Source organism: Novosphingobium clariflavum, from assembly GCF_026420865.1.
GTDB classification, from domain to species: Bacteria; Pseudomonadota; Alphaproteobacteria; order Sphingomonadales; family Sphingomonadaceae; genus Novosphingobium; species Novosphingobium clariflavum.
Genome location: NZ_JAPCWC010000006.1, coordinates 37,611 through 48,267, shown reverse-complemented (window position 1 = coordinate 48,267; position 10,657 = coordinate 37,611). Strand labels below are relative to the sequence as shown.

Sequence of the window (10,657 nt, the reverse complement as noted above, 5' to 3'; positions counted from 1 at the left end):
ACGATAAAGGGTCGATCATGATCGCAGCTGCCGGGCGTCTTCTCGCCCGCACCGGAACCTCACTGCGCGCCGGCCTCGCCGCGCGCGGCAGCGCCGCCTCGCCCCTGCTCTACGCCGCGGTGGCCCTGGCGGTCCGCCTCCTGATGCTCGGCAAGCCCGCGTTCCAGTCCGACGAGCAATTCTACTTGCTGGTCGGCCAGCGCATGGCCGAGGGCGCCGTGCCCTTCGTCGACATCTGGGACCGCAAGCCCTGGGGGCTCTTCGCGATCTTCCGCAGCGTCTACCTGCTGCCCTTCGATCCGGTCCTGAGCTATCAGCTGCTCGGCCTCGCCTGCTCGGTGCTCACCGCGCTGGTGATCGAGCGCATGGCCCGCTGGATCGCCCCGCCCCGCGCCGCACAGGCGGCAGGGCTCGTCTATCTGTTGTGGCTGGTCGTGTTCAATGCCGCGCTGGGGCAAGCGCCGGTGTTCTACAACCTGCCGGTGGCCCTCGCCGCGATGCGGGTGATCGAGGCCTGCCAGCGCCGTGCCGACCCGCTGCTCTGGCGGCGCGGACTGGTGCCGATGCTGCTGCTCGGCATCGCCATGCAGATCAAGTACACGGTGCTGTTCGAAGGGATCGGCTTCGGCCTGATGCTGCTGGCACGCGCACGCGCCGACGACTGGCCCCTGCCCCGCCTTGCCGCAGCCGCAGCGCTATGGCTGCTGGCGGCGCTGGTCCCGACCGCGGCGGTCATGGCAGGCTATGCACTGACCGGCCATCTCGGCGCCTTCGTGCAGACCAATTTCCTGTCGATCTTCGGCCGCGCCACCGACCATGCCGACGCGTATGCCCAGCTCGCCAAGGAAGCGCTGGCGATGACGCCGTTCGCGCTGGCCATCCTGCTGGCGCCGCGCCGCCTCTCTCCCGTGCCGGGCGACGTACCCGGCACGCTTCCGGCGCTGCGCGGGTGGGCGATGTTTGCCATCGCCGGATTTCTCGTATTCGGCACCTGGTACGACCATTACCTCGGCCCGGTGCTGGTGCCGCTGTCGATCCTCGCCGCCCCCGCCCTCGCCCGCACGCACAAGGGCGAGCGCTGGTACGGCCAGGTGCTGATCGGCCTCGGCATGGTCGGCGCGGTGCTGGTCCCGGCCTTCCAGGTCCGGGAAAAGGGCACGGCCGAAGATTTCCGCATCGCCAGCGATCTCATCGCCCACGAACTGCACGGCCGCTGCCTCTACGTCTACGAAGGCGACAGCGCCTTCTACCGCACGACAAACGCCTGCATCCCCACGCGCTTCGCCTACCCCAGCCACCTCGATGCCATGAACGAGGCGGGCGCGCTGGGCGTCGATCCGGTGGCGGAAGTGGGCCGCGTGCTGGCGAGCAGGCCCGGCGTGATCGTGGTTGCCGAAACCGGCCGCCCCAACCAGCCCAATCTCAGGACCCGCGCGCTGGTCCGCGAGCGGCTGGCCGAGAGCTACCAGCGCTATGCCGGGGTCACTCTCGGCACCCGCAAGTACGGGCTCTACCGCCTCAAACCGTGATCAGCGGGCCTTGGCGATCGCAAAGCCGTGCTGGCGCGCGGCGTCCTTGGTCGATTCCTCGGTACGGTTGAGCGCCTTGGCGATCTCCTTCAGCCCCTTGCCCTTTCCGGCAAGGACCTGAAGCTTCTGCAGCTCTTCCGGTTTCCAGGGCTGCTTGTGCTTGGCGATCTTGTCGCTCATTCCGCGGCTTCCTTCTTCACGGCCTTCTTGGCCGGAGCCTTCTTGGCGGCAGGCTTTTTCGTCGCGGGCTTCTTTTCGCCCGCCGCCGCCTCGTCGCCCTTCTTGGCAGCCGCCTTTTTCGGAGCCGCCTTCTTGGCCGGGGCCTTCTTGGCAGGCGCCTTCTTCTTGCCCTTGGCCGGGCCCTTGGCCGCCTTGGCATCGATCAGCGCGATCGCCTGCTCAGGCGTGAGATCCTCCGGCTTCTGGTCGCGCGGGAGCGTGGCATTGGTGGTGCCGTCGGTCACGTAAGGACCGAAGCGGCCCGCCATGACCTTCATCTCGCCTTCCGAGGTAGGATGTGCGCCCAGCACCTTGATCGGCTCGGCCTTGGCGCGAGCGCCGCCGCCGCGATTGGCAGCGTCTGCCAGCATCGAGACGGCCGCGTTCATGCCGGTCTCGAACACTTCGGCGGTGTTGCGCAGGCGCGCATACTTGCCGTCATGCGCCAGATAGGGGCCATAACGGCCGATGCTGGCGGTGATGTCCTTGCCGCTTTCCGGGTGCGGACCGATCGTGCGCGGCAGGCTGAGCAGCTTGATGCCCCATTCCAGCGTCAACTCGTCGATGTCCTTGGGGATCGACGCGCGCTTGGCTTCCTTGCCTTCGCCCAGCTGGATGTAGGGACCGAACCGGCCGACGCGGCGCACGATCTCCAGCCCGGTTTCCGGATCCTTGCCCAGCGCCTCGTCCTCGCCCTCGCCATCGGCGCTGCCGCCGGGCTGCGCGAACTTGCGCGTAAACTTGCATTCCGGATAGTTCGAGCAGGCAACGAACGCGCCATAGCGACCACCGCGCAGCGAGAGGCGGCCCGCGCCGCACTTGGGGCAAACGCGCGGATCGCTGCCGTCGGCCTTGGGCGGGAACAGGTAATCCGACAGGAATTCGTCAAGCGCCTCGGTCACTTCCGAGGGCTTCTTTTCCATGACCTCGTCCGACTTCGGCTTGAAGTCGCGCCAGAAGGCTTCAAGCAGCGCCTTCCATTCCTGACGGCCGCCCGAAACGTCGTCGAGCTCGTCTTCCATGCCCGCGGTGAATTCGTAGGCGACATAGCGCTGGAAGAAGCGTTCAAGGAACGAGGTCAGCAGGCGGCCGGACTCTTCGGCGAAGAAGCGGTTCTTCTCGGTGCGGACGTAGTTGCGGTCCTTGATCACCTGGATCGTCGCCGCATAAGTCGACGGGCGGCCGATGCCGAGTTCTTCCAGACGCTTGACCAGGCTCGCTTCCGAATAGCGCGGCGGCGGCTGGGTGAAGTGCTGTTCGGCGCTGACGTCCTTCTTCGCGGGCATGTCGCCCGACTTCATGAAGGGCAGCAGGCCCGAATCGTCGTCATCCGACTTGTTGTCCTGGCCTTCCTCGTAGACCGCGAGGAAGCCCGGGAACTTCACCACCTGGCCGGTAGCGCGCAGTTCGTGCTGGCCGGTGCCGTCGCGCAGGGTGACGGTGGTGCGTTCCAGCGCGGCGGAAGCCATCTGGCTCGCCATCGCGCGCTTGAAGATCAGGTCGTAGAGGCGCGCCTCGTCACCCGAACCGTAGCGGTCCTTGGTGAAGTCGGTCGGGCGGATCGCCTCGTGGGCTTCCTGTGCGTTCTTCGCCTTGGTTTCGTAGTGACGCGGCTTTTCGGGCAGGTAGTGGCCCGAGAACCGCTCGGTGATCGCCGCGCGCGCCGCCGAGATGGCGCTGGGATCCATCTGCACACCGTCGGTACGCATGTAGGTGATCGCGCCCGCTTCATAGAGCGTCTGCGCCACGCGCATCGTCTGGCTGGCCGAGAAGCCGAGCTTGCGCGAGGCTTCCTGCTGCAGGGTCGAGGTGGTGAACGGCGGCTGCGGATTGCGGCGGTGCGGCTTGGTCTCGACCGTCTCGACGCGGAAGGCGCCGTTCTCGACAGCGGACTTGGCGCGAAGGGCCATGCCTTCGTCGCCGATGCTGAGCCGATCGAGCTTCTGGCCCTCGAACGTCACCAGACGGGTGGTGAAGTCGGTGCCGTCATGCGCCATCTGCGCGGTGACGGACCAGTACTCCTGCGGCGTGAATGCCTCGATCTCGCGCTCACGGTCGACGATCAGGCGCAGCGCCACCGACTGCACGCGGCCGGCCGACTTGGCGCCGGGCAGCTTGCGCCAGAGCACCGGCGAAAGCGTGAAACCGAACAGATAGTCGAGCGCGCGGCGGGCAAGGTAGGCGTCGATCAGGTCCTGATCCAGCTCGCGCGGCTGGGTCATCGCCTTAGTGACGGTGTCCTTGGTGATGGCATTGAAGGTGACGCGCTGCACGTCCTTCGGCAGCGCCCGGCGCTTGGCCAGCAGTTCCTTCACGTGCCACGAAATCGCCTCACCCTCGCGATCAGGGTCAGTCGCGAGGATCAGTCGGTCGGCTTCCTTGGCAGCATCGGTGATGGCCTTCACCTGGCGCTGCTTGTCGCCATAGAGCTCCCAATCCATCTCGAAACCCTCGTCCGGGCGGACCGAGCCGTCTTTGGGAGGCAGGTCGCGGACGTGGCCGTAGCTGGCCAGAACCTTGTAGTCCTTGCCGAGGTACTTCTCGATGGTCTTCGCCTTGGCCGGCGATTCTACGATGACTAGCTGCATGCGATACTCTTATAGCCCCTACGCGCGCGCTCCCACGCATGCGCATGTGTGTACACGCATAGGGTGGGAAGCTTTGAGGCGCCTCGTCAAGCACCCCGATGGGCCCAAGCACCCCGATATGGCAAGGTCATTTCAGGCTGCAACACCAGTGATACCGCGCAACCCTGCGGAAAACCGCTCTTTTACCCCAGACTGACACGCCCGCCGGCGTGGCGCACCAGCCTTCCGGCGATCTCCAGCTCAAGCAGTTCCAGCTGCACCGCGGCCGTCCCCGCACCCGATTGCCGGATCAGTTCGTCGACCGCGACCGGGGCCGTCGTGAGCAGCCCGGCTATGCCCGCTGCCTGCGCTTCGACACCCGCATCGCCCGCCCACGCCCAGTCCTGCGCCTCCTCGCGAAAACGGGAGCGCGGCGTACCGTCGAAACCGGTCAGGAGTTCGATCACATCGGCCACCGACTGAACCAGAACCGCCCCGTCGCGGATCAGGTTGTTGCATCCGTGGGAGCGCGGATCGAGTGGCGAACCCGGTACGGCCATGACCTCGCGCCCCATCTCGCCTGCCAGCCTCGCGGTGATGAGCGAGCCCGACTTGGGCGCCGCCTCCACCACCACGGTACCGGCAGCGAGCCCGGCAATGATGCGGTTACGCGTCGGAAAATGACGGGCGAGCGGTTCGGTGCCGGGCGGCTGCTCGGCCACCAGCAGGCCTTCACCGGCGACGCGCTGCTGCAACTCGGCATGTTCCGGCGGATAAGTCACGTCGATGCCGCTGGCGATCACGCCGATCGTCGCCCCGCCCGCCAGCGCGCCCTGATGTGCCGCGCCGTCGATGCCCCGGGCCAGCCCCGAGACAACGGCATGACCCGCCTCCGCCAGCCCCTGGGCGAATTCGCGCGCGATCCGCACCGCGCCTGCCGAAGCGTTGCGCGCGCCGACGATGGCGACGCAGGGTTTCGCGAAGATCGCGAGGTTGCCGCGCACCGTCAGGATCGGCGGCGCGCCTTCACTATGGACCAGCAGGCGCGGATAGTCCGGCGAATCGTGAAAGAGATAGCTGGCGCCCGCCTTGCGGATCCGCGCGACTTCGGCCTCGACGACCCGTTCCGGCGCCGCCGTGTAGCGCCGTCCGGCGCGGCCGGCCAGTTCCGGCAGAGCCTCCAGCGCCGCAACCGCGCTGCCGCAGCGCGCCATCAGTTGCCGGTAGGTGACCGGGCCGACATTGGGAGAACGCAGCAGACGGATGCGCGCAAACGCCTCGTCGTGCGACAGCGGTGCTGGCTCCCCCCCGGCGCCGCTCACGACGTCTTGCTGCTCCCGATCCGGGGCTCGGTACCTGCGCGCAGGCGGCCGATGTTCTCGCGGTGCTGGAACAGCACCACGGCGGCGATCACGCCCAGCACGCCCGCGGCTTCACCATAGCCCAGCGCGCATGCCGCAAGCGGCGCGGCGACGGCAGCGGTCATCCCGGCGACCGAGCTGATCCGCACCGTCAGCAGCAGGCCGATCCAGGTCAGCGCGTAGATCAGCCCGACCGGCCATGCGAGGCCAAGCGCGATTCCAGCCGTGGTTGCGACACCCTTGCCGCCCTTGAAGCCAAGCCAGACCGGAAAGCAGTGACCGGCGAAGGCACCAAGCGCCGCCAGCCAGACCCAGTCGGGCAGGAAATGCCGGGCGATCAGCACCGCCGCCAGCCCCTTGAGCAGGTCCAGCAGCAGGGTCGCCGCGGCAAGACCCTTGCGCCCGGTCCGCAGCACGTTGGTGGCGCCGATATTGCCCGAGCCGATCGAGCGCAGGTCGCCGGCACCGGCGATCCGAGTGATGAGAAGCCCGAACGGCACCGAGCCGAGGGCGTAACCGAGGACAATTGCGAGAATCCAGTTCATGCCTCGCCTCTTAGCCGCTCATGACGATCAGGCGAAGCGGCTTGCAGCATTCGACATTGCCCTTTGCACATCGGCGCGGTTAACAGTGTGCAAGGTACAGGGAAAAACGATGCCTTCCGAGAATTACCCCGCGTCGACCGGGCACGCCGTCGACCCCGCCGCCCCGATCCTGGTTTTCGATTCGGGTGTGGGCGGACTGTCCGTGCTGGAGGAAGTGCGCAAGGCACTCCCCGATGCCCCGATCATCTACGCCGCCGATACCGCCGGCCTGCCCTACGGCACCAAGACCGAGGCCCAGATCGCCGCCCGCGTCGCCGGGCTGCTCGGGCGGATGACCGAACGTTTTGCCCCGCGCCTCGTCTGCATCGCCTGCAACACCGCATCGACGATCGCGCTGGGCATGGTGCGCGACGTGCTCGAGGTGCCGATCGTCGGCACCGTGCCCGCCATCAAGCCCGCGGCTGCGCTCACGCGGACCGGCACCATCGGCCTGCTCGGCACCCAGGCGACCATCCGCCAGGCCTATGTCGACCGGCTCGAACACGAATTTGCCGCCGACAAGCGCCTGCTGCGACACGGCGCGCCCGAACTGGTGGAAGCCGCCGAGGCCAAGCTGCGCGGCGAGCGGGTCGATCCCGCCGCGATCCGCCGCGCCGCCGATGCCCTGCGCACGATGCCGGGCGGCGCTGACATCGACACGGTGGTGCTCGCCTGCACGCATTTTCCGCTGCTGGAAGAGGAACTACGCGAAGCGTTCGGCCCCGACGTCACCTTCGTTCACGGCGCTGCCGGCATCGCCCGCCAGATCGCCCGGCTCACGCAGGGCCAGGAATATGCTCGCCAGGGCCCCGACCGCGCGCTATTCACCGGAACCAGGGATTTGTCCGCATCCTACGCCGCGACCCTGGCACGATACGGACTCATAGGGGGCGGGCTGTTTTGACGCCGAGATTCAACATTTTCATACTCGTCGTGCTGCTGCTCGTCGGGCTCCCGGTCTACTGGTTCCAGTTCGACGCCAGCGCCAGGGACGCACAGCCCAAGCGGCTCGACATCGCAGCCCTGCGCGAAATGGCCAATGCCATTCCCGGCGCCCATCCCGTGCAGATCCGCCACGAGATCATCGGCTCGCGCATCTCCCTCTACAACCAGCTCGCCGCCGGAGCCGGACTGCGCCCGATCCATACCGGGGTGCGCGCCTACGAGCTGCGGGTTCCCGGCCAGCGTCCGATCCTGATCGACGCAGGCACCTCCGCCGCATTGGCCGAGGAAAACAACGTCACCGATTTCGACGCCGCCGCACAGCAGCGGGTGGATCATGTCGCGCGGGACGCCGGCCTGCGGCTGCAACTGCTCGACCGCCCGGTTCACCGCGGCAATCCCGCGGTTTCCTCGCCCCATGCCGCCCGCCTGCCCGATCTCGGCGATGGGCGGCCCCGCGCCGTTGCGCCGGGGGTGGTCGTGATCCCGCAGGACAACCTGCCCAATCATCCCCGCATGGTCTTCGTGCAACTGGCGAACGGCGCCGAGTTCCTGTTCACCGGCGATGTCGCCCAGGTGCCGCTCAGCTGGGAGGCACTGCGCCCGCCCGCCCGCACTTTCGCCGATCTCGGACACCCGGCGCTGCGCACCGAAATCGTCTCCTGGTTGATGACGATCAATGCGCTGAAGCGCGCGGCGCCCAAGATGGTGGTCGTCGCCGGCCACGATCCGGCAGCCCCCCGGATCATCCCCTGGGGGTTCGTTCGTAGCTGAAGGCCCCTCGAATGCGAAAAATTCGCCTGTGCGACGATTTATTTCAAGCCAATCCCGAGGCGATATCGATCACTGTATCCGGTACAAGCGACTGGTCATGCGGTCCGCGATACGGTATTGGCCCGCAGCACAAAGTAGAAGCCGTTTTAAGGCCAGCGCAGGATAACGCCCAGGTGAACTACGAGCATATTTTCGATCAGGCGATCGACCGCCTGCATTCCGAAGGCCGTTACCGGGTCTTCATCGATATCTTGCGCAACAAGGGCGCTTATCCCAACGCACGCTGCTTTGCCGGCCACAACGGGCCCAAGCCGATCACCGTGTGGTGCTCCAACGACTATCTTTCGATGGGCCAGCACCCCAAGGTGATCGAGGCCATGGAAGAAGCGCTGCACGACGTCGGCGCCGGTTCCGGCGGCACCCGCAACATCGGCGGCAACACGCACTACCACATCGAACTCGAGCAGGAACTGGCCGACCTTCACGGCAAGGAAGGCGCGCTGCTGTTCACTTCGGGCTATGTCTCGAACGACGCCACGCTCTCGACCCTCGCCAAACTGCTGCCGGGCTGCGTGATCTTCTCGGACGAGCTCAACCACGCCTCGATGATCGCCGGCATCCGCAATTCGGGCTGCGACAAGAAGGTCTGGCGCCACAACGACCTCGAACACCTCGAGGAACTGCTGGCCGCCACCGATCCGAACCTGCCCAAGCTGATCGCCTTCGAATCGGTCTATTCGATGGACGGCGATATCGCCCCGATCCACGCGGTCTGCGACCTGGCGGAAAAGTACAACGCCCTCACCTATATCGACGAAGTCCACGCGGTCGGCATGTACGGCCCGCGCGGCGGCGGCATCACCGATCGTGACGAGGCGGCCCACCGCATTGACATCATCGAGGGCACGCTGGGCAAGGCATTTGGCGTCATGGGCGGCTACATCGCCGCCGACCAGCGCGTGATCGACTGCATCCGCAGCTATGCGCCGGGCTTCATCTTCACCACCTCGCTCTCGCCGGTGCTCGTGGCCGGCGTGCTGGCCTCGGTGAAGCACCTCAAGAGCTCCAGCGCCGAGCGTGAGGCGCAGCAGCGCTCGGCCGCCACGCTCAAGCAGATGTTCCGCGACGCCGGCCTGCCGGTGATGAACTCCACCACGCACATCGTGCCGCTGATGGTCGGCGATCCGGTCAAGGCCAAGAAGATCAGCGACATCCTGCTCGCCGAATATGGCGCCTACGTGCAGCCGATCAATTTCCCGACCGTGCCGCGCGGCACCGAACGCCTGCGCTTCACGCCCGGGCCGACGCATACCGAGGCGATGATGCGCGACCTGACCGACGCCCTGGTCGAAATCTGGGGCCGGCTGGAGATGCGCCTGGCGGCCTGATCCTCCTTTCGCTTTCGCGGCTGCAAAATATTCTACTATCGGAAGGGCTCCACCAGACGGTCGGAGCCCTTTTCATTTGGCCAAGGCACCCCAAGTTGCCTGCCGTCGCAGGCGCCGCTCGGCGCCCCTCCCCCCAACTGCGACGACATGACCGGAAGGACCCGCATGGCCAAGCTCTTCGAACCGATCACCCTCGGCAAGCTCCCTCTCGCCAACCGCATCGTCATTGCGCCGATGTGCCAATATTCCGCCGAAGACGGCAAGATGACCGACTGGCATGTCCAGCATCTGGGCAACCTCTCCCAGTCGGGCGCTGCCATCCTCACCATCGAGGCGACCGCGGTCAGCCCCGAAGGTCGCATCTCCTACGCCGACGTCGGCCTGTGGGACGACGAGACGGAAGCGGCGATGGGCAAGGTGCTGGACTCGGTCCGCCGCTGGTCCGATATGCCCATCGCCATCCAGCTTGCCCATGCCGGCCGCAAGGCCAGCACCGCCAAGCCCTGGGACGGCGGCGCCCAGATCGCCCCTCAGGACGCGAACGGCTGGCAGACGGTCTCCGCATCGGACATCCCCTTCCTTGCGCATGAGAACGCGCCCCAGGCGCTCGACAAGGCAGGGCTCGCCCGCATTCGCGACGCATTCGCCGACGCCGCCCGCCGCGCCGCCCGCCTCGGCATCGATGCGATCCAGATACACGGTGCCCACGGCTACCTGCTGCACCAGTTCCTCTCGCCGCTCTCCAACACCCGCACCGACGAGTACGGCGGCACTCTCGAAAACCGCATGCGCTTCCCCCTCGAAGTCTATGACGCCGTGCGCGCCGCTTTCCCCGCCAACAAGCCGGTTACCATGCGCGTCTCCGGCACCGACTGGACCCCTGGCGGTTGGGACATCGAGGAGACCATCGCTTTCGCCAAGGCACTTGAAGCACGCGGCTGCGACGGTTTCCACGTCTCCAGCGGCGGCCTTCATGCCGACCAGAAGATCCCGGTCGGCCCGAACTACCAGGTGCCGCTTGCCCGCAAGGTGAAGGAAGCGGTGGAGGCGATGCCGGTCATTGCCGTCGGCCTCATCACCGAACCCGAGCAGGCCGAGGCCATCGTCGCCACCGGCGATGCCGACATGATCGCGATTGCCCGCACCGTGCTCTACGATCCGCGCTGGCCCTGGCACGCCGCTGCCGCCCTCGGCGCCCAGGTCAAGGCCTCGCCGCAGTTCCTCCGCTGCCAGCCGCGCGCCCTGAAGGATCTGTTCACCGCAGGCTGAGCACCAACAAAAAAGGGCCCCCGG

At 67.1% G+C, this 10,657-nt stretch carries 9 protein-coding genes; 5 read left to right on the top strand and 4 right to left on the bottom strand.

Annotated features, from left to right (window positions below; translation table 11 throughout):
• Nucleotides 1–17 precede the first annotated feature (17 nt).
• Nucleotides 18–1,529, top strand: coding sequence for an ArnT family glycosyltransferase (locus tag OKA11_RS09925; protein ID WP_267220044.1), 1,512 nt, complete (start codon nt 18–20; stop codon nt 1,527–1,529).
• On the opposite strand, the gene OKA11_RS09920 is transcribed toward OKA11_RS09925, so the two are convergent.
• From OKA11_RS09920 to plsY, 4 genes are all read right to left on the bottom strand, one after another.
• On the bottom strand, nt 1,530–1,709 hold the full coding sequence (locus OKA11_RS09920; protein ID WP_142634389.1) for a hypothetical protein: 180 nt from the start codon (nt 1,707–1,709) through the stop codon (nt 1,530–1,532).
• Nucleotides 1,706–4,336, bottom strand: a complete 2,631-nt coding sequence (topA, locus tag OKA11_RS09915) for a type I DNA topoisomerase (protein ID WP_267220043.1) — start codon at nt 4,334–4,336, stop codon at nt 1,706–1,708. The genes OKA11_RS09920 and topA overlap by 4 nt, the downstream gene beginning before the upstream one ends.
• A gap of 182 nt (nt 4,337–4,518) precedes the next feature.
• The gene (dprA, locus tag OKA11_RS09910) at nt 4,519–5,637 is read right to left on the bottom strand and encodes a DNA-processing protein DprA (RefSeq protein ID WP_267220042.1); all 1,119 of its coding nucleotides are present in this window, start codon (nt 5,635–5,637) and stop codon (nt 4,519–4,521) included.
• Nucleotides 5,634–6,221 carry a glycerol-3-phosphate 1-O-acyltransferase PlsY gene (plsY, locus tag OKA11_RS09905; protein ID WP_267220041.1) on the bottom strand — a complete coding sequence of 196 codons (588 nt, stop codon included), beginning with the start codon at nt 6,219–6,221 and terminating at the stop codon, nt 5,634–5,636. The genes dprA and plsY overlap by 4 nt, the downstream gene beginning before the upstream one ends.
• A gap of 109 nt (nt 6,222–6,330) precedes the next feature.
• On the opposite strand from plsY, the gene murI reads away from it, so the two are divergent.
• The 4 genes from murI to OKA11_RS09885 all read left to right on the top strand — a co-directional run bounded on the left by murI (nt 6,331) and on the right by OKA11_RS09885 (nt 10,633).
• Entirely contained in the window at nt 6,331–7,164 is an 834-nt protein-coding gene (murI, locus tag OKA11_RS09900; protein ID WP_267220040.1) for a glutamate racemase, read from the top strand.
• The gene (locus tag OKA11_RS09895) at nt 7,161–7,976 is read left to right on the top strand and encodes a hypothetical protein (RefSeq protein WP_267220039.1); all 816 of its coding nucleotides are present in this window, start codon (nt 7,161–7,163) and stop codon (nt 7,974–7,976) included. Before murI ends, OKA11_RS09895 begins: the two co-directional genes overlap by 4 nt.
• A 173-nt stretch (nt 7,977–8,149) precedes the next feature.
• Complete coding sequence (gene hemA / locus OKA11_RS09890; protein WP_267220038.1) at nt 8,150–9,364, top strand: 5-aminolevulinate synthase; 1,215 nt, start codon at nt 8,150–8,152, stop codon at nt 9,362–9,364.
• A gap of 165 nt (nt 9,365–9,529) precedes the next feature.
• The gene (locus OKA11_RS09885) at nt 9,530–10,633 is read left to right on the top strand and encodes an NADH:flavin oxidoreductase/NADH oxidase (RefSeq protein ID WP_267220037.1); all 1,104 of its coding nucleotides are present in this window, start codon (nt 9,530–9,532) and stop codon (nt 10,631–10,633) included.
• The last annotated feature ends 24 nt before the right edge of the window (nt 10,634–10,657 follow it).

Bases quoted from the DNA above. Each gene is read 5' to 3' on its own strand.
- OKA11_RS09925 (WP_267220044.1), top strand. From the start codon at position 18: ATGATCGCAGCTGCCGGGCGTCTTCTCGCCCGCACCGGAACCTCACTG.
- OKA11_RS09920 (WP_142634389.1), bottom strand. From the start codon at position 1,709: ATGAGCGACAAGATCGCCAAGCACAAGCAGCCCTGGAAACCGGAAGAG.
- topA (WP_267220043.1), bottom strand. From the start codon at position 4,336: ATGCAGCTAGTCATCGTAGAATCGCCGGCCAAGGCGAAGACCATCGAG.
- plsY (WP_267220041.1), bottom strand. From the start codon at position 6,221: ATGAACTGGATTCTCGCAATTGTCCTCGGTTACGCCCTCGGCTCGGTG.
- murI (WP_267220040.1), top strand. From the start codon at position 6,331: ATGCCTTCCGAGAATTACCCCGCGTCGACCGGGCACGCCGTCGACCCC.
- OKA11_RS09885 (WP_267220037.1), top strand. From the start codon at position 9,530: ATGGCCAAGCTCTTCGAACCGATCACCCTCGGCAAGCTCCCTCTCGCC.